This window comes from Sediminitomix flava, assembly GCF_003149185.1.
GTDB classification, from domain to species: domain Bacteria; phylum Bacteroidota; class Bacteroidia; order Cytophagales; family Flammeovirgaceae; genus Sediminitomix; species Sediminitomix flava.
The window spans coordinates 1,047,219-1,070,539 of the sequence record NZ_QGDO01000002.1; the positions used below are offsets into that span (position 1 = coordinate 1,047,219).

Here is a 23,321-nt window from a genome sequence, read left to right on the forward strand (position 1 = left end):
CACTATAGACGATCAATTTGAATTAAAATCGAAATTACCCGAATTCATATGTCCACCTACTTACTTCTTCTTATACTTGTCTTCTTCCCAATTACCACTAAGCAATATTTTGCCTTTACTATCAATCATCTCACCTTTTCCATGACGAAGGTTATTTTCCCATTCACCTACATATTTCTCACCTGATTTGAAATAGTAAGTTCCATTTCCTTCTCTCCTTCCTTCTCTAAAGTCACCTTTGTAATAATCGCCATTCATCCAATGATAGATACCAGTACCATGCATTTCATTATTTCGCCATTCTCCTTCGTAGAAGCCTTTTCTATCTAGAATAGCATAGCCATAACCTTTTGCTTTACCATTTACCATTCTCCCGATATATTTGATTTCTACATCATCTATATTGAAAAATGTCGTGTATTGGTAAGCCTGTAATGCAACATCAAGTTCAGCTCTCAAATTTTCAACATGAGTATTCGCATAATTGAGGTTAGCTTTTTCACCATCCAAGGCTGAACTTAAGCTATCAAGATTTGTAGATAACTCCTCAATTGTACTTTTCTGATTATTGTTTTGTGTCTTTAGTTTAGTCACTAAACCTTTGGTATTGTCAAGTTTTACGGTGTTAATCACAACAGGCTTTTTATGCTCACTTTTTTTCTGAGCAAGAAGTGTACTATCATACAAAAACATCTCTAACTCTGGCTTAAGACTATCTGCTTTTGCATAAATAGTTAAGGCTGAATCATATTCATCAATGATCAAATAAGAATCTGCTGTTGCTCTTAACTGAAGATATTCAATCTCTCCTTTTAAATTCTCTACAGCATCGTTCTTCTCATTGATCAACACGATGTTTAATGTCACAGAGATAAGTCCTAAAACGATTAAAGCGATATAAATAAATGACTTCTTTTTCATATTAGTAACCAAGATTTATCTTCGGAAGTTTGTCCTCTATCTTTCTTGTATCTAAACCTATATAGACATTGAACCTTAGGATATGACTCGTTTTGTATTCATAACCACTGCTTTTTTGTCCGTAGGTAAACATATGCCCGACAAAGAATGTCAAAGTATTATTCATCACATACCCAAAACCGTTATAGGTTCTAAAGTCTTCCATCGGATTATTTACAATTGACTCGCCACTATGCATAAAAATCTCTGCACTTGGAGAAAAGTACCAGCTCTTTTCTTTGATCTCTTTTGAGTTAATCGGGATGTAACCAAAAATCTTATATCGGTATCTATTGGTATAATCATGGTCTTCACCTACATCATTTTTTCTTTTCCAACGGTGTTCGAATCGAAACTGATGATACATTTTAACCCTTCCCATCTTTGGCATTTTGAACAACCATTGGTGCCATATACGAGGCTCGTAAGTTACTTTATCGTAAGCATCGCTATCCATATCAGGACTAAAATTCATTACGAGCGTTGGACCGATAACAGCTTCAAAATAATCATTGAACATAATGTTTAACCCAAATCGGTTATACATCTGTCTAGGTCTTCCTGAAAAAGACCAAACGTTATCAATATCATTTCTTGTCCTCCAATGGTGTTCTCCGTAGTAACCTAGTTTTTCACTAAACCTAATTTTCAGATATGCACCATACCACATACCTGTCTCTTCCATGCTTGTTGTAGATCGTTTGACGTCAGATTGTGCGTAGAGTAGGTTATGCATTCCGAGAAACAGAATGATGAAAAGTTTATATTTTGTCTTCATAATGTACTATAAGGCTCGGCGAATATAATTGTATTTATCTCGGTCAGCAATTTTTTAAAAGATAATTAATATTAATTTTCATAGTTCATTAGACATAAAAATACGAACACAAACAGATAGCTATCAATTAGTTAAGGCCACACACCTTAGTCAAAAAGTTGATTTACAAGCTTTTTTAGCCTTAAACACTTCTCTAAACTTTTAAAAAAGCACTTTTTGAATGATGTAACTATTTATAGCTCAATAGAAATAAGGCTAAAAATAATCTTAGAAATAGAATAACAATCCACATCATTCCAACAGCTATATAACTCCAAACTAAAGCTGAAAAGAAAAGCTATACATTGTTACACGACACGATATCATACCCTCAAATCTACTTCAGTTCAGATTTTTATTTATCTTCAGATTAAACCCTTCCGTCTACTTACCGTCAAAGCAAACAATTAAACACTGAAGCCTCATGAATGAAAAAGAAAAAATCAAACATTTGTCTTGGCGAGCAGGATTTGGCTTGAGTTATCAACAATGGCACTCCTACACAAAGCTCAACGACTATATTCATGATCTTTTTGAACATGCGAAAAATGTAGAATTATTAGGCGAAGAAGTCTCCAATGAGGAGATGCAAAGCATGATGCAAGAGGATAAAAAAGATCTACAAATGGAAATGCGAAAAATGGAGAAAGACGCCAATTTCCAATGGTTCCAACAAATGCAAAAAGACGAGAATGCTTTGCGTGAAAAAGTGACTTTCTTTTGGCACGATTACTTCGCCTGTCGTATCAATAACAGCTATTGGTCCATCAAACTAAATAACACCATACGAGAAAATGCACTCGGAAACTTCAAAATCCTACTCACCGAAGTCAGTAAAACTTCGGCTATGCTTCGTTTTCTGAACAACCAACAGAATAAAAAGAATGCTCCCAATGAGAATTTTGCGAGAGAAGTGATGGAGCTTTTCACCATGGGGCGAGACAAATACAGTGAAGAAGATATCAAAGAAGCGGCTAGGGCTTTTACAGGTTGGCGAAGCAACCGCTTGGGTGAATTTGTTTTCCATGAAAAAAGACATGATACAGGTCTAAAAACATTTCTAGGACAAACAGGAAATTGGAATGGCGACGATATCATTGATATTATTTTAGAACAGCCACAAACTGCTCATTTTGTAGCGAGTAAAATTCATCAACATTTCGTTTCTGAAACAGACGATGAGAAGCAAATCCAATGGATTGCAGATAAACTCATAGAAAATAACTATGAAATCAGCCCAACACTGAGAGCCTTATTTACTGTTTCTTGGTTCTATGATTCAAAGAACGAAGGCTCAATTATCAAGTCTCCGATTCTGCTTTTAGTTGGGATGAGTAGACAAGGGCAGTTTGAATTCAATGATACAAAAAAATGTATCCGAGTTCAGCAAAGTTTAGGACAAATTCTCTTCAAACCACCTAACGTAGCAGGTTGGAATGAAGGAAGAGCTTGGATTGACAGTTCTACGCTACTTTTCAGACTGAACCTTCCGATGGCACTAGAAAAAAGAAAGATTGCGACTTACAAACCAACCAATGCTACTCCCTTTGAATTGGCTGATTTTCTATTTCAAGTCCCACTTCCAAAAGCCAATTATCAACTTCCTACAAAATTTGGAATTGACCCAATGCTTTCATTTATGTCTACGCCCGAATACCAAATTTGCTAACTATGAAAAGACGAGATTTTCTAAAATATACAAGCCTTACAACTTCGGCTGTTCTTGTACCTTCTTTCCTGAAAGCCTTCGAAATCCCTCAAAACTTTGAAGGTAAGAAGCTTGTCATTATTCAGTTTTCGGGAGGAAATGACGGACTAAATACCTTTGTGCCTTACCAAAATGATTTGTATTATCAGTATAGACCTAAAGTAGCTCTCAGCAAAGATGAAATACTCAAAGTACATTCTGAGATTGGTTTTCACCCTGCCCTCCAACAGCTTCGATCGCTCTATGATGAAGGCTATGTTTCGATCATCAATGAAGTAGGATACCCAAATCCTAACCGTTCACACTTCCGATCTATGGACATTTGGCACACAGCATCAGAAGCGCAAGAATACAAAAACAATGGATGGCTTGGCAGATATTTGGATGCTGAATGTACTGCACCACATATGGCTATCGAAATGAGTCAAGGACTTTCGCTTGCCCTAAAAGGAGATCAATTAAGCGGTATGGCTGTACCGAATCTGAATATGCTTCAAAAGACGATTCGCTCAAAACATGTAAAGTACATAAACAATAATCACAAAGGGCATTCTCATAATGCTCATGTCGATTTTATGTATAAAACACTCGCGAGTACCTATTCGAGTACAAACTATCTGAATGAGAAAATAGGTAAAGTAGATCGTTCATCTTCCTATCCTCAAACGCAACTCGGAAAGCAATTGCAAGATGTTGCTAGTTTTATAAAAGCCGGAGCAAAAAGCAAAGTCTATTATGCGACTCACAACGGTTTCGATACACATGTCTATCAAAAAAATAAACACCAACAATTACTAGGGCAATTTGATGAAGCCGTCGGTACTTTCGTACAAGACCTAAAAAAATCTGGGCAGTTTGATAATACTTTGGTTGTAGTCTTCTCTGAATTTGGACGAAGAGTAAAAGAAAATGGTTCGGCTGGTACAGACCACGGTACGGCAAACAATATGATTATTATCGGGAATCAACTTAAAAAAGCAGGATTCTACAATCAAGAAACTGACCTTGTAAACCTAGACTCCAACGGAGACTTACAATATTCTGTTGATTTCAGAGATGTCTATGCTACTCTCCTCGACAAATGGCTAGATACAAAACATGATCAGATTTTAGGTGGAAAAAGAAGTCCGTTGGCTTTCATATAGAACAAAGGTGCGATAAATCGACATCTCTACAGTATTTTATGATTTTTGAATTCGTAGAAAGCTTCGCTAACTCTAAGGATAGTGGTAGAGACAAGGCATGCCTTGTCTCTACAGTAGTCCAAATGAACATTAAGATCAATAAAACGATGAAGAAATATTTTTGATTAATACTTTACTACAGTTAAATAACGTTTTGCTAACGTATAATTTTAATCTTCATTTAAAACATCTATAATAATCAAAATACTGAAAGAGAGATAAGACGGCACAACTTATCTCTCTATAATTCTCTAAATCTTATGCTCTGATAAACTGATGAATTGCTTCATCTGCATTATCTTGATAGATTTCATTTTTCAAATCTGTAAAAATAGGAGACTGATCTACTAAAGGACCTGTCAGTACACTCTCTTTACTGGCATAAAAACTCCCATTTTTCAACGATGGATTACTGATACTATCTACAAATCTCTTTGCTCCTTTTTCCAAACTATGCGAAAGCCCCATAAGCGGCATTACAATTGGCATCCCAACATACTTGAACATCACACGCTGTAACAGTGGCAAGTCATCAAATCCTTCTGTACCTCTTGTACTTCCCGGACTTACACTTATAAACTTGATATGAGGATATTTCCTAGCCATAGAAGACATCCAAAGTGTTCCACCATATTTTACAGTCCCATAAACCTCCATTGGGTCTGAACCTTTCCCAAACCAAGATCCGTCAAATACTGTCACAAATTCTTCTACCGATGACGTTTTCAAATTCGGTCTTTTCATTCCCATTCTCTTTACCCCTCTAGCCACTTCTGAACTTGCAAAAAGAGCTATATTTTGAAGTTTATCTGAAGCTAGTAATTCGTCTACCAAAACCACATGTCCTAGTAGGTTTGATGCCGTTATAGCTGTCACCCCTTCTTTTGTCAATTCTGAAGGGTTTTTCCCTCCCGTTCCTCCTGCATTCATAATCAAGGCATCAATGGGTTCATTCAATTGCTGTACAGCTTTTCTGACCGAATCAATCGTTGAAACATCCATGATCAAGACCTCGAAAATATTTCGACCTGTAGCTTGTTCCAATTCTTTCTTTGCCACATTCGCTTTTTCAGCATTGCGACAAGCCATATATATTTTCTCAGTCTCTTTTTTCAATGCAAGTTGTCTGGCTGTTTCTTTGCCAATTCCTGCATTGGCTCCCGTAATCATTATTATTTTGTTCATGGTTTTTAAGCTTTTTGGAGTGAATAATTAAGTGATTAGGTATATTTCGTTTAAACAATTTTCCGCAATGGAGATCATATCACATTTACCTGAGTTCAGCCTTCATTTTTTGTCTTGACACAAAAAATGAAGGCTGCGCTCGCGCAAAAGAAAGTCAAGTCCCATTCGATCTCCCCCCTTCTAGCTCACCCTAACTCCGCACGATGGGACAATCATCGCTCTTCTACATGTTTGAGAATGAACAATGTAAATCGGGCAAAATCTCCTCAACTAGAATGATGCGAAACAATATTTATTGAGTGAATAATTAGTTGGATACGCTTTTGTACTTTTGGAAAAGAAATACACCGATGATGCCGAGTATGAATTCTAATCCTGTAGCTTTGACTAGTCCATCTACAGGTATTCCATCTGAAAGAATACTGATCAGACGACCTAAACCAAGCGAAAGGAATAAGAGGGAAACCACCAAATTGGAGGTGTAAGTAAGTTTGGTTCTAAAAGCTCCGATGATGGTCAATAATGCCACTGCCAAGAATAGGGCACTTGCGGCACGGACATCGTTGATGACACTGATGTTTTGTGAAATATCAATACCTGCACTGGCTTTCATGGCAATTGGGTTTGCCAAGGTTGCTCCTCCGATAAAAGTGAGCAACAAACCAGAAATAATAAGATAAGTAGTGAGTACTTTAGATTTTTTCATGACTTCGTTCTTTAAAATTGTTTACAGAACAAAGTACGTGAATGCGAAAGGCTTCAATCGTGCAGTTTAGCTCAAAGGTTTCTCACTTTAGCTCACACGGTATTCGGAAGGGGAAACGCCATAGGTATTTGTGAAGTTTCGGCTAAAAGTAGCCATAGAATCAAAGCCCACCTCATAGGCGATATCTGAAACTCTGAGGTCATTTGCTTTTAGTAGAGTCGCAGCTTTTTCCACTTTCTTTTTGGCTATATAGCGTTTGGGGCTTTCTCCAAAGACTTCCTTGAACTTTCTCTTGAAAGAAGAAAGACTCAGATGACAAAGTGCAGCCAATTCGGTCAGAGAAAGGTCTGCGTATAAATTATGCTGAATAGTCGTTTTGAATGCTACTTCGTTGGGTTTAAACAATGCTGCCAAAAAATCGAGTTGGGAAGGAGCTTCCGAAGACTTAGACACCAAAAGCACAAACTCTTTCAGCTTAGTCTTTATGATACTCTCATCGGCTAGTTCTGGATTATCGAGCAAAATATTGATACTCTCTTTATAGTTTTCGAGTAAGCGATCTATCTGTACTTGCTTAAGGTTATAAGGCACATTGTAATTGGAAGTAGAAAGATCGAACTCGAATAGGTCTTTTACCAAAGAAGGATAAAGAAATACGCCTACAGATTCAATACCTTCATCACAAACCTGTTTATTGTTACTAGGCTCAAAAAAGTAGTTTAGGCATTTTGCCAACATCCCTACGTCTTTATTCAACTTCAGATAATCGTCTTGAGAACGTACGCCAACCTCTCCTTTGTTGACAAACATAAAACAGGCTTCATCTTCTACATACTGCTTTAGTGTTCGATTAAAATTTGGCATCGAAAGCTTTATGAAAACGATTTTATCTTTATATGTAATAACCTGTTCTTTAAACTCCATCTCAATTCAACGACTAAATAGTTAAAATGGTAAACTCAAATATAACAGCTCTCCAAAACTATTAAAAGTCTACCTTCTTTAGATCAGAAAAACAGGAGTTCTCTCAATTTGTTTTCGAGGGTACTTCCTCTAAATACAGCCAGCCTTATTAAAAATTATTCAGAGGGTATCTGGCTACATTTAACTAGGCTCAGAAAGACTTTGAGGTACAAAAAATACAGCCAGGTACGCTAAAAATAATTAGAAAGCTACTTGGCTGTATTTAGATACACTGAAAATAATTTTTGAGCTAGCTGGCTACATTTAGGCTCACTGAGAAAAATTCTGAATGTAACTAGCCGTATTTCAAGAGTAGTCGTTTTTTTGATTTTCTTATCACGAAGAGATTAAAGAAAACGACCTAACTTTTGCTAACAGCTTAATAGTATTCGTAGACAATATTTTTTTAATCGTTTTATTAATCTCAATGCTCATTTAGACTACTGTAGAGACAAGGCATGGATTGCATCTGCCCTCTGCCCTTGTCTCTACGCTATGAATAGTTTTCAACTTTAATTAACAATCAAGTATCTATAAATAACTTCTCTAATTCCTTAAATCAGGCATTGCCCCATGATGCTCACAAACCATAGCTGATATTTTTACGGCTTTCTCATGAAATACCTTTTGGGCTTCTCCTTTCAATATCCCAGCAACCATAGTGGCTGTAAAAGAGTCTCCTGCTCCTACGGTGTCTACTACTTTTACTTTCGGAGTTGCTAATGTTGTTGTTTCAGAAGAACTCATAATCAGACTTCCTTCTGCTCCTTTGGTGAGTGCGATATATTTCAGATTAAAAGTGTCTAGGAGTTCTTTGAGCTGCGCTTCTTCTGTATCTCCTTTTAGAACAAGTAGGTCTTTCAGTACAATCAGTTCTTCATCATTCAGCTTAAATACATTTGCGAATTGAAGTGATTTCTCAATAGTTTCTAAAGAGTAATACTGCTGCCTGAGGTTGATATCAAAAACAACTAAAGCCTCTTGTTTTACTTTAGCGAATAGCTGAAAAAGTGTTTGCTGTGTTATGTCACTCCTTTGAGCTAGCGTTCCAAAACAAATCGCATCTGCAGTGGAAAAGAAAGTTTCTAAGTCTGAATTAGGTTGCAAATAATCCCAAGCTACATTTTCATGAATTTGATAAGTCGGTTTCCCTGCCTTATCCACAACTACATCAACAGTACTTGTTGCTTTGTCTTCCAGAACCCTAATCGCCTTTCTATCTATATTTTTAGCTTTTAAGAGTTTCAGAATCTCATCGCCAAGCTCATCTTTTCCAACAGCACTCACAGGGATTCCGTTCATGCCTTGTTGATTACAATGAAATGCAAAATTGGCAGGTGCACCTCCTAACTGCTTACCGTTTGGAAGTATATCCCAAAGTATTTCTCCGAATCCGAGGACTAAAAATTGCTTGTTCATGCTTATTACTTTCTGTTTAAAACAACACTAGCAAGTATACAATTAATTAGTAATTGATAGAAATATCGAATCTGGGAAGTTTAGACACATCGATTTATCATGTCTCTACACAAACTATTTGAAGAGTTATATCCGTACCTTTTTGTTCTCCTACTTAAGTACTAGGGCATATCTATTCAGGTAATTTCGATTTCCATTCAAATTGATCTTTCACTGTGGCTACAATTGTTTTTTACTTAATTGTAGTCTTCATTTTTTGTCTTGACACAAAAAACGAAGCAAAAAAAGTCAAGTCCCATTCAATCATCCTCCCCGCAAATCAGCCTAAGCTCCGCATGATGGGACAAACAGCCCTCTTAAGCGTATTAGCGGGAAGCTTGCCACAAAAGCGGAGAAGCGAAGACCCGTGGGGTGACCGTTTTTTATGTGGCTTGATTTTCTTTGCTTCGTTTCTTTGATCAAGCAAAGAAATGAAGACTAACATTTGAATAAGGAATATAATCTCCACTGTGCATGAATTTCTATGAATGGAAAATAAAGCTATTTTCTTATATCCTAATACTTAATTAAAAACAGGAATTTGAGAATATAATACCTGTTTAAAGACAAAAAAAGACTGCATGAAATATTCATACAGTCTTAAATCTGTTCAAAGAGAACTACTTTTTAAGTCTCAACTTACTTTATGAACAAGCTATTCGAATAATTTTAGCTCAGCGAAACCTGAAGGTGTATGGAACACATTCAGATACATATAGTCATAGTATTCGTAAGCTTTTGTGTCCTTATTCGAATCATTAATACACACATTAATTCCGATTTGTAAATCCTTGGACGGCTGAGTCCCAATTTCTGTCCAAGGGATAGCAACCTCTACCGTATACCCTTTATCAGTATCGTTCATGTTATTCAATGTGCCTTGCAATTTTACCGCTGTGCGTGCTTTGCCATTCCAAGATTTATTGAATACACCATCTTTATTTCCTTTCTCATCATAAATGATGTTGGCAGCATTTACGTGATAGGCTATATCATCTGCTTGCCACTCTGCCGAACGCTCAAAGTTAGGATCAAGCAAGAATTCAATACCGTCATCTAGGTGCAGGCCTTCTTCATCTCTTTGCTTTTTCTCTGCTTGTAAATCTGTATCTTCTACTTCAAATGCCAAATACAAGTATTTCGAATCCCACTGTAAAGCAAACTTACATGAGTCTTGCCCATAAGCGTGTCTGTTCACAAAATAATCCCATGAACTGTTTGCCCATTCTTTCAAGTTCCCATCTACTCGAACACGTTTTGTTGTCTTTGATGCTGAAATATACGCTACTTTCGACTTCAACAATTTGTCAAAAGCATCAACTACTTGAAGCTCTGTTCTTCCTCCTTCCTTTCTTGCTTCTTCCAAACTTGCTCTCAAAGCTTGGTAGTCTTCATAAGAGATTTTTTCCTCTGAATTAAGTACTTCCAATACACGCTGAGATGTTTTTGAGAAGTTTGCAGACAATGCCTCGATCTCTTTCAGAATCGGTGAGTTTACAATCAGCTGTTGCAAAGCTGCATGATTTGTAGCCCAAGTGCTTAAAGTTGATTTTACATCTTCAGCACCTTCGCCAGTTGCTAAATACTGATCTACCAATTTGTTGAACTTTCTCGCTGCAGGAGCATCGGCAATAGTTACATCAGCAAACTTTGTGAAAGCAAAATGGAATTCATATAAAGCGCCATTTTTGTTTCGTGTATAACCTTTCATTGGCTCACAAACATCAACTAATGTTCTTAGTGGCTCCACCTCATAACCATTTGCCAAATTGCGGAGCAAAGCCTCTCTGTTCGTCATGTGCGTAAGTCCTACTTCTTCCAATCTTCTGCTCACAACTTCTAAGCGTTCATGAATTGTATTTGGGTCTAGTAAAGCCTCTGCCGACCAATATCGTTCTGCAATAGCAGCCATACGTGGCCAAATTCTTGAGTCTACAGTTTGTGGTGTTACCAATTCAGACCATAGTGTAGCCTCTCCGCCCAATACTTTTTCCTTTGCTGCTTCAGAAAGTGTTTCTGGTTTATTTCCTAGCGGATCGATGCTGTAGTGATGATCTACCGAACGCATCAAATCAATGTAATACCCATTTGAAAGTACTACCTGATATCCTTTTTCAGCAGCTTTGTAAAGCGATTCTTGTCCTCTCCAAGATTGAATTACTGCTTTTGTTGGTAAGTCTGGTTGAAGGATTTCATCCCAGCCCATCATTTGTTTTCCCAAAGGTGTGATAAACTCTAGCAACCTTCTGTTAAAATACCCCTGTAGTTGGTGATTGTCGTACCCATGCTTTTCTTTAAATGCAACGATGTCCTCGTTTTCATCCCACTGATGTGCTTCATTTTCATCTCCACCAATATGGAAATATTCATCTGGGAAAAGCCCTGCCATTTCTGTGAAAAGAGCCTCCAAGAAAACGTAAGTCTCTTCTTTTGTTGGGTCTAAAGTCGCATCAAAAATCCCAGAACGATCTGCCAAACGGTAAGAACCATCTTCTGTCATTCTGTGCTTAAATAAGTCCTGTAAGAATGGTTGTATATATTGTTCTTTGTGTGAAGCCAATTCAGGATATGCCGCCAAAATTGCTGTTGCATGACCAGGAACATCAAACTCTGGTACTACTCGAATTCCTCGGTCATTGGCATATTTTACGATCTCACGAATCTCCTTCTGTGTAAAGTATTTACCATCTCCTCCTATTTCGTGAAGCTTCGGATAAACTTTACTTTCTACCCTAAAGCCATGATCGTCTGTAAGATGAAGGTGCAACACATTCAGTTTGACCGCTGCCATACCGTCAATGTTTCGTTTGATTACTTCCAAAGGTAAGAAGTGCCTAGACACATCTATCATTAAGCCTCTCCATGTGAATCTAGGTGAATCAGTCACAACTACCCCTGGAAAGTAATACCCCTTTTCATCTACCTTTAAGGTCTGTAACAATGTCTCCAAACCACGGAGAAGACCCAAATCGTTTGTTGCTGTCAGTTGTATTTTTGAAGCACTTACTTCCAATCGGTAAGCCTCTTCCTCATTTACTTTAAGCTCCCCTTTTCGCTCACTCGTCAGTACGAAAGGCGCCTTGTCATGAATATCTTTTGAGTCAATTTTATTTTGGAAAAAGAATAAACCTGTGCGTTTATCCAAGTTTCTCAAAAAACGGTCTGTTCCTTTATATAATCTTTCATCAAATTCCCCTTGAAGACTGATGCTAAAGTCTGTCGTGAGTCTGAATTTCTCTCCTGTAAAAGAAATTTCCTTAGGTACGGGCATTACTTCTGACTGATTCGTTTCAGGTACTTCTTGAGCGAAACCCTTCAAACCGATCAAGACAAAAAGTAGAATGACCTTATATTTAATGTTTCTCATCGTAATCAGATTAGTTCTTTGTGAATTAGGTCTGTTTGTCGTTTTAGCTTCTCCTAAAAATGAAGCTCAGAAAAATATTGGATATCAATTAGTACTAACGGTAATAGACAACACTTAAGTCTTTGAATGTAAAAGAGGAAGGTGTGAGGCAAAACCTCACACCTATCACTTATACACTACTATTATTTACTTTGCCACCAAAGTGGAGTTCCTCCAGTATCCTCACCACCTAATTTTTGAACTGCTTCAGCATAACCTTCTGGGTTATTACCTGCTTCAGAATCAGGGTAAGGTAAACGATTGATGAATGTTCCATCAGGAATTGATCCACCACTCTTGTTATATTTCACTGGAAAAATTTTAGGGTAACCTGTTCTTCTTACTTCAGCCCAAGCTTCCATACCTTCAGGGAACCCTGCAATCCACTTTTGAGTAATGATCTGCTCCAATTGTTGCTCTGCTGTAAACGCATCATCCCAAGCAACAGTCACACTACTTACCGCTGCAATGTCATAAGCACCGTCTGCTTGACTAGGATCTACATAATCAGAAGGTGTCGAAGTATCATCAGCTAGATAAGCACTTGCTGCCGCAGTCTGACCGTGTTGAGCTAAAGACTCTGTCACACCAGCTTCATACAATTCTTTTGCTGATCCACCTGCATTCCATCCTTTCAAAGCAGCTTCCGATTTCAAGAAAAATGCTTCAGCTCCTGTCATTAACAAGATAGAAGAATTAGCATTTACATACGCCTCATTTACTGTTGAGTATTGTGTATATGGGCTACCATCTTTATCTGGTAAATCAACCCCTTGACGAATACCTAAATACTCTCCTTCATGACCTTCCAATGTTGAAGGTGAGAAAAACACAGATAAACGAGGGTCATTCAATCCTTTCATGATTGATTCGATAGACGCACCTATTTTGATATCACCCCATCCGTGTGCTACAGTAGCTAGAGGGTGAATAATATCAGAATTTACTTGTGCGATATCACCTGCCACAAAAGTACCTGAAGCAATTGCTGCTTCTGCTTGAACTTTAGCTGTTGCAGGGTCAACATTTGAAATACGCATTGCCAAACGTAACTTCAAGGTATTGGCAAATTTCAACCATTGTGTAAAGTTACCTGCATAAAGATCATCTACACTTGAGAAAGCAGGAATTTCACTTTGATCTGCCTCCAATGTTGCAATAGCTTCGTTTAGCTCATTAAAGAACGCAGTATATACTTCTTCTTGAGAGTCGTAACCAATAGCAAAATCTGAACTACCAAATTCTGAATAAGGGATTGGACCATAGATATCAGTTACTCGGTGCATTCCCATTACTTTAAGCACTAAAGAAACCGCATAAAGCTTAGGGTTGATGATATCTTTATTTCTTTCAATCTCATTTGCAGGTCCCATCACATTGGTATAAGCAATGCTAAATGGCCAGCTGTTCCAAATCAATGCATAGTGAGTTGCATTATTATTGGCTGCAAAAGGTGTAGGAGGTGCCATATACCCAGAGAATACATCTCCGTTCAGGTTTTGCTGTACTTGCCATCTCCAGTTAGAATTGTCAAAGTTAAAATAAATTGACCTAGCCAATTGAGGATAGAAAGCCATTACAAATTGGTAATCTCCTTCAAGAATCTCATCAGAAATTAAGTTTGGATCGTCGTTGATCTCTTCAAAATTATCTGTACAAGCACTTGCAAACATGCCCATGGCTACTGTTGCAGGTAGAATATATTTATTAAATAATTTTCTCATTTTTCAGATTGGTTTGGATGATTAGAAACTCATTCTCAAGCTAGCGCCTACACTTCTTGTAGCTGGAATACCGAAATAGTCAAGACCTTGCATACCATTTCCAGCCGAAGGAATCACTTCTGGATCTGAAGGAGCATCATTCATAAAGAAGAATAAGTTACGACCTACAACAGATAAAGAAACATCTTCGAAAATGGCTAACTTATTAGGGAAAGTATAACCAAATGAAACCTCTCTCAATCTGATATTCGTTGCGTCGTAGATATACTGTGAAGAAATACCATCTCTACCAGAAACTACATCATAGTAGCCTTGTGCATCAAATGTCTTACCTTCTACAGTAACTGTACCTTTATCAATTGCATCAGCCCATGCTTGAGATGTTTTTCTAGCATCCATGAATGACTGTGTGAATGACATGATCTCTCCACCAATTCTAGCATCGATCAAGATATTCAAGTTGAAGTTTTTATACTTCAAGCTGTTGCTCCATCCTAGTAAGAAATCAGGGTTAGAGTTTCCAAGCTTTACACGCTCAGTACCTCTTTGTGGATTACCATTTTCGTCAACTTCAATTTCTCCAGACTCCGTTCTTTTGAAATCGAAACCATAAATATCACCAAATGAACCACCTTCTTTCAAACCTAAAGAGTATGCTGCATTGTTACCGTCTGTCAACCACTCAATTCTTTCTTTATCGTCAGAGAATAGCTCAATAACTTCGTTTTTGTTTTTAGAGAAGTTAACTGTCGTACTCCAAGTGAAATCCGAAGTAGCTACAGGCATAGCTGTCAACATTACTTCGATACCACTGTTCTCAATGTTACCAGCATTCACTCTTACGAAGTCATAGCTAGAACCAGCAGGAGCATCGACTAACAACATTTGATTCGTTGTATTCGTCTTGTAGTAGTTTACATCAACATAGATTCTGTCGTTGAATAAACCAAGCTCACCACCAATCTCCAAAGAAGAAGATTGCTCAGGCTTCAATCCATCTTCCGAAGGTCCAATAGAAGCTCTCTCAAGAACACCTGTGTAAGGGTTGATTCTGTGACGAACATTTGTAGCTCCAATAGCTACGTCATTACCCAATACTGTATATGCTGCTCTAACTTTTGCCAATGAGATAGCCTCAGGAAGTTCAAACATATTATTAAGTACTGATGACAAACCAACTGAAGGATATAAGTAAGAATTATTACCATCTTGTAATGTAGAAGACCAGTCATTACGAGCTGTAAGGTCTAAGAACAACATGTCTTTGTAACCAAACTGAGCACTTCCAAATACTGATTGTACTTGCTTATTGAACTCGCTGTATTGTACTTTTTGTCCATCAAGACCTGCAGGCGAGAAATAGTTTGCAAATAACAATGTACCTCTACCAGTATCTACACGTTTCAAATCATTTCTTTGATCTAAGATTGATAGACCAGCAAGACCTGTAAATGATACATCACCAAACTGTTTTGTAATGTTGAAAAGTGCATCTGCATATACCTGACGATTGTTATAATCATCTCTGTAATATCCACCATTTTCGCCTACTGTAGTAAGGTTTGTTCCAGCATAAGCTTTCTTTTCCCATACATCAGTAGAGTTATCCAAGTTGATACGAGCTTGTGCCCAAATTCCTTCAGCAAAGTTATATTTTGCTGAACCGTTTACGATATAACGCTCTCTTCCTTCATCTACTGTGTTTCTATTCAATACCCAGTAAGGATTATCTGTTAAATACTGAGTATCATTATATCCCCAATTTTGAACATTCAAGTTTCTTGCTTCTGAGAACACTTCATAGTTATTCTCCATATTTGATTGACTCTCTGCTCTTGGAGAAAGCATAGCACTAGCAATGGCATTCATTGGTGTACCCACCGTTGGTCTGTTATGACCTTTTTGGCTCAAATAATTCACGCTACCATTTACTTCCAATTTATCATCAAACATTGATGCTGTTTGACGGAAAGTGAAGTTATGCTTGCTAAATGTATTTGTAGGAAGAATACCTGTTGCTGAAGTATTCGCATATGAGAAATAATGTTGTGACTTCTCTCCACCGTGAGTTAATGATAAAGAGTTCACAAAGTTAGTTCCTGTTCCAAAGAAGTTATCTAAAGTCAAAGGATCAGAAGCTGCTGCCGAACCATCTGCTGCATATTTTGTTTGCATTTCTGGTGCTTTCAAAATGCTCTCAGCAGTAAAGTTTGATGAGAAAGTCACTTTTGAGAATCCTGCTACTCCTTTTTTAGTCGTAATCAAAATCACACCATTAGCTGCTCTAGAACCGTAAAGCGCTGATGCTGCTGCTCCTCTCAATACGTTAATACTCTCAATATCTTCTGGGTTCAAGTTAGAGATACCATCACCTCCATCACGTCCTGGATCTTCCAATGAGTTAGCCTGCGTAGCTCCACTACCCCCCATAGGAATACCATCTACAACATACAATGGAGAGTTATTTCCAGCAATAGATCTGTTACCTCTAAGGTTTACTTTTACAGAACCACCTGCACCTGCACCTGATTTCGAGATTTGAAGACCAGCTACTTTACCAGTAAGACTGTTCATCATGTTCGCATCCTTCACTTGAGTAAGTTCAGAACCTGTAACTTGCTGAGTAGAATAAGTTAAACTCTCAGCACTTCTTTCTACACCAAGAGCTGTCACCACAACTTCTTCAAGTTGTTCAGCATCTTCAGATAAGCTTACATTGATCTCTGTTTGATTACCTACTGTAATTTCTTGGGTCGTGAAACCAATAGATGAAAAAACTAGAACAACATCAGTAGCATCTAATGAAAGTTTGTATTTACCGTTGAAGTCAGTTACGGCACCAACTGAAGTACCTTTTACTAATACGTTGACACCAGGCAGTGGCAAATTATCTACCTGACTAGTTACTACCCCTGAGACTGTACGCTCTTGCCCTAGAAGCGCCCCAGTGGTTAGCATGAAAATCGAAGTTAAAACAACAAGTAGTTTTTTAAAATCCATGTTAACGATAGGTTTAATGGAAAAATTTTAATTGAGGAATTGTAGACAAAAAAGCAACACTCTGATCATACGCTCTTAACTAAAAAGTCACAATCGCTAAGTGTGCGGGCTACACTTTAAAATTGCTTTATGCGAAACTCATATTTAAAAATATTCGCTAATATGCTTATATTCGTAGCTAAACAACAGGACTTATCTGCTTTTCTGTAGAATCATTCAAACTTTCGACTTGGTACGCGAAAGTCTTCCATTCAGCGAAAAACATTGCTAAAGAGTGTTTTAGTTGGAATATTATATAATTAATCTCCACGTAACACAAGAATGAAAGGCATGACTGACACATTGATAGAACTAGAGGAAAGCGCTCATCACTCTACATACAGACGCTTTATGAGACTGCTGAATAAACGCCCCATCATTTATCACATCACCTTTTGGTCGTTGTACTTCCTCTTCAATGTTCTGCGCTGGGGAGCTTATTTCAATGATTACAGTTATTCATTCCAATCTAATCTCATTGGTTTTCCTATTAATATCTTTGAATGCTACTTCCATTCATACTTCCTGTTAACATTTTTTGTTTTTAGGAAAAAGTACTTCTCGTATTTTGTGACGCTTTTCGGAATGCTATTCGTCATGATGATTTTGAGGGTAGAGTTGAACTATTACCTTGTCACTCCTATTGTTTTTCCAGAAGCTTATAAGCCTATTGAAAAATACAGTTTCATTCATAGCACAGTCGTGATGCTAGGCGATATCTATGTAATTGGTTTTACGACTGCCATCAAGTTGGTCATCGACTGGGCAAAAAATCAGAAACTCACCAAAGAACTTGAAAAGAAAACACTGGAAACTGAACTGGATTTTCTCCGTTCGCAAGTGCAGCCACATTTCTTTTTCAATACCTTAAATAATCTTTACGCACTTGTCCTAAGAAAATCTGACAGAGCGCCAGAGGTGATTCTGAAATTATCGGATTTGATGAGTTACATTCTTTATGATATCAATAAGACTAAAAAATCATCTTTATTAAAAGAGCTTTCATACATTCAGAATTACCTAGACCTTGAACAATTGCGCTTCGGGAAGCGTGTAAAAATCAATATGGAATTGGCAGGAGAAATGGATGATAAATTTATTCCTCCACTCATTTTATTGCCTTTCATAGAAAATGCCTTTAAACATGGTGTACAGCACCAAACAAATCAGACTGAAATTAGTATTAAGATCAGTGTAACAGATGATAAACTTCACTTCGAGATCAGCAATCCGAAATACCAAGCTGAAAACGTAAGTCTAGCAAACCAACTTGAACATACGCCAAAAACAGGAGGAATTGGCTTAACCAACACCAAAAGAAGACTTGAACTACTTTATCAGGATAGATTCGAGCTTCAGATTGATGATGAAAACAACCTATTTTTTGTATCACTAAAGATTCCTACGTTATGAAACTACGTGCTATCATAGTGGACGATGAACCACTAGCTATAGATGTACTTAAGGCTTTTACTGAGCAAATAGATACTTTAGATATTAAAGGAGAGTTTACAAACCCTATGGAGGCGATGTCTTATCTCCAAAATAATAAGGTTGATCTCATTTTTTTAGATATAAATATGCCTGTACTAAATGGGTTGGATTTTGTAAAAGCCCAAGAACAACCTCCTTTAGTGATTTTCACAACAGCACACAGAGAATATGCATTGGAAGGTTTTGAATTGGATGTCTGTGACTATCTACTCAAACCAATTTCATTCCACCGATTCTTGAAAGCAGTCAATAAAGCAATTAGCAGAAAAAGTCCTGCACAAGCTTCATCGGCCTCTGTTTCTTCAAATTCTTCTAAAAATGAAGATGAATATATCTTTATGAAGGTAGATAAGAAAATGGTGAAGGTTTACTTTAATGATATCCTCTATATTGAAAGCCTGAAAGACTATATTAAAGTATGTACAAAAGGTGGTGAAAAGCTCATTGTTCATCAAACGCTCACGAGCATTACGGAACAACTTCCATCAGCAGACTTTATGCGTGTACATCGTTCTTACACGGTCAGCTTTAAGCATATTGAATCTATTGAAGGAAACTTCTGTGAGATTGAAGAAAAAGAAATTCCGATCAGTCGTTTATATCAAACGGAGTTCAGACAACGAGTAAACAAGAAAATCTTGAGTAATTAAATCGATATTTATTCCGTTCTCATATATGAAAAAGCCCCCGCTACTTCACACTAAAAGTAATGGGGGCTTTCTCTTTTTAGGAGACCTTAATCCTCATCCTCTGGGTAAGGCACATAAATAAACTTGATAAAGTCTTCATCGATCACAAATAAACAACAGAATTCATCTGGATCTTTGTAAGACTCTTGGAAGCTTTTTACATTTTCCTCAAGAATGATATTACGATCAAGAAACTCTTGAAGGAAAGAAAAGTTGAAATCCCACTCCAACTCTTTTATATCATTACGTCCGACCAAAAGTTGACCGATACCCGCCTCACCTTTACTCACTACAAAGATTGGATAATCCGAAATCTTACGAGCTTTCAATTGATAAGCAGCTTCTTTCAGCGTATTTGAAAGTCTGGCAAAATCCTTTGTGATTTTACCTAAATATTTTCCGTCTAGTTCAGGACTGTTATGCATAATCAAATCTGTTTTTCAGCACAAAGTTAATCAGCTTTTCTATAAGCTGTCAAGGTATTTGTACATCTCTACAAATAAACATCTGTGAATTGAGAAATATACTGTATCTTTTGGTTCTTAATTAAACAACAACGCTATACTCATTAAACAAACAGAATGGCAGGTTCATCTAAAAAAGCAATCTTTGGGGCTATAGCCGCCAACACAGGAATTGCAATCAGTAAATTTATTGCCGCAGGGGTTACAGGCTCATCTTCCATGCTTTCAGAAGGGATTCACTCTTTAGTAGATACGGGTAACGGAGTTTTATTATTAGTTGGAATCAAAAGAAGCCAGAAACCTGCAGATGCCAAACATCCATTTGGCTATGGAAAAGAAATCTATTTTTGGAGCTTCATTGTAGCAATGCTCATTTTTGCCTTAGGTGGAGGAATTGCCCTTTACGAAGGAATCAAACATATCATTCACCCTAAAGAACTAGGAGACCTCACTTGGAACTATGCAGTTCTTGTGCTTGCAATCATATTTGAAGGTACGGCACTAAAAGTAGCTCTTCAAGAATTCAATAAAACGAAAGGAGATAAAGGCTTTATCCAAGCTATCCGAGATAGTAAAGATTCATCGACAATTGCCGTAGTAATTGAAGATACGGCTGCTTTACTTGGTCTTGCTATCGCTTTGATCTGTCTAATGCTCGGTCAATACACAGGAAATCCTCACTTTGATGGCATCGGTTCATGTCTTATCGGACTTCTATTGATTAGTGTTTCTCTATTCTTTGCTTCAGAATGTAAAGGACTTTTGGTTGGAGAAGGACTCGGAAGTGAAGACTTGGCTAAAATTGAAACCATACTTCAGATTAACCCTAATGTTGAGAAGTACCGCAGACCACTTTCTTTGTTCTTCGGTCCGAACGAAGTTTTAGTCAACTTAGATGTAGACTTTAAAGATGGTTTGACTACTCCTGAAATGGAAGAAACCGTAGACACCATTGAAAAGAATATTAAAACTGCGATACCAACTGTGAATCGTATTTATATAGAGGCTGAAAATCTTAAAATCAAGACGACGGCTAAACCGACTGACTCGCCTTCAGCGCAGCAAAATTCAGATGAAGAAATAGAGTAGTATTCTTGTCTTTTTTTATACTAAAATCCCATTGTATTTATACCTATTTGATTAGGCGAAAATGCAATGGGATTTTTCTTTTCTTTCAGCCTTACCACTTCTATAAGAAGTAAAATCGACACTATTTTTTCAGAAGCCTTAATTTTAAAGAATTTTCGCCCTTCTCGTAAAATGGTCAAATCTTGACATTAGGCACATTGATTTAGTGATCAAAATCACTCAAATACCCGACGAAAATTCTCTTAAATATCTTTTTTTCAATCGGTTACAATCACTTCGTTTTGTTCATTGCTTCTCATTTAAAAATTACATTTATTCGTGAAGTAAGGTTTACCCTTCCGTTTTTGGACTACCAAAAAAATAAAAATAGATTTTATTTTTTCTAAGACACGTAACACTTAACACTCGAACCAATGACAAGAAAACTCTTAATTCGTGATTTGACGCTTCGCGACGGACAACAGTCGCTATTTGCAACAAGAATGACACAGGCTCAAGTTGACCGTTTACTTCCTTATTACAAAGATGCCAACTTTTATGCGATGGAAGTATGGGGTGGAGCTGTTCCAGATTCTGTAATGCGTTATTTAGGAGAAAATCCTTGGCACCGACTTAAAAGTATCCACGAAGCTGTTGGAGGCATCAGTAAATTGACAGCACTTTCTCGTGGTCGTAACCTCTTCGGATATACCCCATATACAGAAGAGATTATTGAAGGTTTCTGTAAAACTTCAATCAATAATGGTTTGAATATCATGCGTATCTTTGACGCATTGAACGATACAAACAACGTAAAATCAACGATCAAATATGTGAAAAAATACGGCGGTATTGCTGACTGTGCCGTATGTTACACAATTGATCCTCAATATAACTTTACTTTTGGTGACCGTATCAAAGCCTTCTTAACAGGTAAGTCACTTCCTAAGCCTGTCTTCACTGATCAATATTTTGTAGACAAAGCATTAGAAATGCAAAAATTAGGAGCAGACATGATCTCTATCAAAGATATGAGTGGTCTGATTCCTCCGATGCGTGTAGCTACTTTAGTGAAGCGTTTCAAAGCTGAATTGAATATTCCTGTAGACTTCCATACACACTGTACGCCTGGTTACGGGCTTGCTGCTGTATTGGCTGCGGTAATGAGTGGTGCAGATATCGTAGATACTTGTATCTGGAACTTCGCAGGTGGTTCTGCTGGTGTTGCTATCGAGTTGATGTATGTCTTTGCTCAAAAATTGGGTATCGAGCTAGATGTAAACATGGAAGCTGTTGCACGTATCAACCAACAATTGATTGATGTACGTAAAGAGTTGAAAGACTTCGATGCTTATGATCGTTTCCCTAATCCATTCAACCCACTGACAGATACACTGCCAGCACATGTTGATAAACTATTCGATCAAGCAATTGAGGCAGTAAACAAAGGTAACGAAGAGCAACTATTGAATATCTGTCACCAAATTGAAGATCACTTCAACTTCCCTAAGCCAAATACAAAGGTGAAGGATGCCGAGGTACCAGGTGGTATGTATTCAAACATGGTAGCTCAGTTGAAAGCATTGCAGTCTGAAGAAATCTTGGACGAAGCAATGAAGCTGATCCCTCAAGTGCGTTTGGATGCAGGTCTTCCTCCTTTGGTAACTCCTACTAGCCAAATTGTAGGTGCACAAGCAGTAAACGCTGCACTTAGTTTGAAAGCTGGTAAAGACATGTATGCAAATACATCTAACCAATTCCAAAGTTTGGTGAAAGGCGACTACGGTAAAACACCAATCTCTATCAAGCCTGAGTTCAGAGAAAAAATCTGTGGATTTAAAGAAGAACGTCCATTCGATACGGGCAACTACAAAAAGCAAAACAACCCTACCCTTGCGGAGTATGGCAATGTGAAATTGGCTGAAACTTACGAAGAAGAGTTGTTACTAGAGTTGTTCCCTGCAGTAGCTAAAGGTTACTTACGCAACTTGAAAAAAGCACAATGGGAAGCTAGAAAGCCACAAGAAGAAAAAGTTGAGAAGGTAGAAAAAGCACCTGAAAAACAACTTCAGTTTGGTCGTAAAATGACTTCACCAATGCCAGGTAAAGTATTGGATATCCTTGTAAAAACAGGAGACAAAGTTGAGCGTAACCAACCACTACTTGTACTAGAATCTATGAAAATGGAAAATAGTATCTATTCAGAGTATAGTGGTTATGTGAACAACATTCTTATTGAAGAAGGTCAAACAATCACTTCTGGAGCTATTATGCTTGATATTGTGAAATCTGAGGATGAAATTACAGCTATCGAAATGGCTTAATCTCTCGATAATTTCAATATAAATACACTCAAAATCCGCTCTTCAGTCCTTATTTTAGGGAGTTGAAGAGTGGATTTTTTATAAAGAAATGCTTTGTCTAGCAAAAATCTTACAGAAGACAGATTCACTTCA

General features: G+C 37.4%; 16 protein-coding genes. 6 read left to right on the plus strand and 10 right to left on the minus strand.

What is annotated here, in order from left to right; all coding sequences use genetic code 11:
- Nucleotides 1–60: 60 nt before the first annotated feature.
- Entirely contained in the window at nt 61–921 is an 861-nt protein-coding gene (locus BC781_RS11335) for an MORN repeat-containing protein (protein ID WP_109617650.1), read from the minus strand.
- 1 nt (nt 922) lies between these two features.
- Entirely contained in the window at nt 923–1,738 is an 816-nt protein-coding gene (locus BC781_RS11340) for a DUF2490 domain-containing protein (RefSeq protein ID WP_109617652.1), read from the minus strand.
- Nucleotides 1,739–2,201: 463 nt separating this feature from the next.
- On the opposite strand from BC781_RS11340, the gene BC781_RS11345 reads away from it, so the two are divergent.
- Complete coding sequence (locus BC781_RS11345; protein ID WP_109617654.1) at nt 2,202–3,446, plus strand: DUF1800 domain-containing protein; 1,245 nt, start codon at nt 2,202–2,204, stop codon at nt 3,444–3,446.
- 2 nt (nt 3,447–3,448) lie between these two features.
- Nucleotides 3,449–4,630, plus strand: coding sequence for a DUF1501 domain-containing protein (locus tag BC781_RS11350; protein ID WP_109617655.1), 1,182 nt, complete (start codon nt 3,449–3,451; stop codon nt 4,628–4,630).
- A gap of 297 nt (nt 4,631–4,927) precedes the next feature.
- On the opposite strand, the gene BC781_RS11355 is transcribed toward BC781_RS11350, so the two are convergent.
- The 7 genes from BC781_RS11355 to BC781_RS11385 form a co-directional block, all read right to left on the minus strand.
- Nucleotides 4,928–5,854, minus strand: coding sequence for an SDR family NAD(P)-dependent oxidoreductase (locus tag BC781_RS11355; RefSeq protein ID WP_109617656.1), 927 nt, complete (start codon nt 5,852–5,854; stop codon nt 4,928–4,930).
- Between the two features lie 307 nt (nt 5,855–6,161).
- Complete coding sequence (locus BC781_RS11360) at nt 6,162–6,560, minus strand: DUF4345 domain-containing protein (protein WP_109617657.1); 399 nt, start codon at nt 6,558–6,560, stop codon at nt 6,162–6,164.
- 87 nt (nt 6,561–6,647) lie between these two features.
- Nucleotides 6,648–7,484, minus strand: a complete 837-nt coding sequence (locus BC781_RS11365; protein WP_211323744.1) for a helix-turn-helix domain-containing protein — start codon at nt 7,482–7,484, stop codon at nt 6,648–6,650.
- Nucleotides 7,485–8,069: 585 nt separating this feature from the next.
- Entirely contained in the window at nt 8,070–8,942 is an 873-nt protein-coding gene (locus tag BC781_RS11370; RefSeq protein ID WP_109617658.1) for a carbohydrate kinase family protein, read from the minus strand.
- A 694-nt stretch (nt 8,943–9,636) separates the two neighbouring features.
- Nucleotides 9,637–12,348 (minus strand): family 20 glycosylhydrolase, encoded by a 2,712-nt coding sequence (locus BC781_RS11375; protein ID WP_109617659.1) that lies wholly within the window; start codon nt 12,346–12,348, stop codon nt 9,637–9,639.
- Between the two features lie 182 nt (nt 12,349–12,530).
- Nucleotides 12,531–14,111: a RagB/SusD family nutrient uptake outer membrane protein gene (locus BC781_RS11380; protein WP_109617660.1), complete on the minus strand. Its 1,581-nt coding sequence runs from the start codon at nt 14,109–14,111 to the stop codon at nt 12,531–12,533.
- Nucleotides 14,112–14,132: 21 nt separating this feature from the next.
- Nucleotides 14,133–17,111 carry a carboxypeptidase-like regulatory domain-containing protein gene (locus BC781_RS11385; protein ID WP_109617662.1) on the minus strand — a complete coding sequence of 993 codons (2,979 nt, stop codon included), beginning with the start codon at nt 17,109–17,111 and terminating at the stop codon, nt 14,133–14,135.
- Between the two features lie 330 nt (nt 17,112–17,441).
- Here BC781_RS11385 and BC781_RS11390 point away from each other — a divergent pair, with 330 nt between their 5' ends.
- On the plus strand, nt 17,442–18,563 hold the full coding sequence (locus BC781_RS11390; RefSeq protein WP_211323746.1) for a sensor histidine kinase: 1,122 nt from the start codon (nt 17,442–17,444) through the stop codon (nt 18,561–18,563).
- Nucleotides 18,560–19,294 carry a LytR/AlgR family response regulator transcription factor gene (locus BC781_RS11395; protein ID WP_109617664.1) on the plus strand — a complete coding sequence of 245 codons (735 nt, stop codon included), beginning with the start codon at nt 18,560–18,562 and terminating at the stop codon, nt 19,292–19,294. Before BC781_RS11390 ends, BC781_RS11395 begins: the two co-directional genes overlap by 4 nt.
- Before the next feature lie 86 nt (nt 19,295–19,380).
- Here BC781_RS11395 and BC781_RS11400 read toward each other — a convergent pair whose 3' ends face one another.
- Nucleotides 19,381–19,758, minus strand: coding sequence for a hypothetical protein (locus BC781_RS11400; RefSeq protein WP_109617665.1), 378 nt, complete (start codon nt 19,756–19,758; stop codon nt 19,381–19,383).
- Between the two features lie 156 nt (nt 19,759–19,914).
- On the opposite strand from BC781_RS11400, the gene BC781_RS11405 reads away from it, so the two are divergent.
- Both BC781_RS11405 and BC781_RS11410 read left to right on the plus strand, forming a co-directional pair.
- Complete coding sequence (locus BC781_RS11405) at nt 19,915–20,886, plus strand: cation diffusion facilitator family transporter (RefSeq protein WP_109617667.1); 972 nt, start codon at nt 19,915–19,917, stop codon at nt 20,884–20,886.
- A gap of 413 nt (nt 20,887–21,299) precedes the next feature.
- Nucleotides 21,300–23,189, plus strand: a complete 1,890-nt coding sequence (locus BC781_RS11410; protein ID WP_109617669.1) for a biotin/lipoyl-containing protein — start codon at nt 21,300–21,302, stop codon at nt 23,187–23,189.
- The last annotated feature ends 132 nt before the right edge of the window (nt 23,190–23,321 follow it).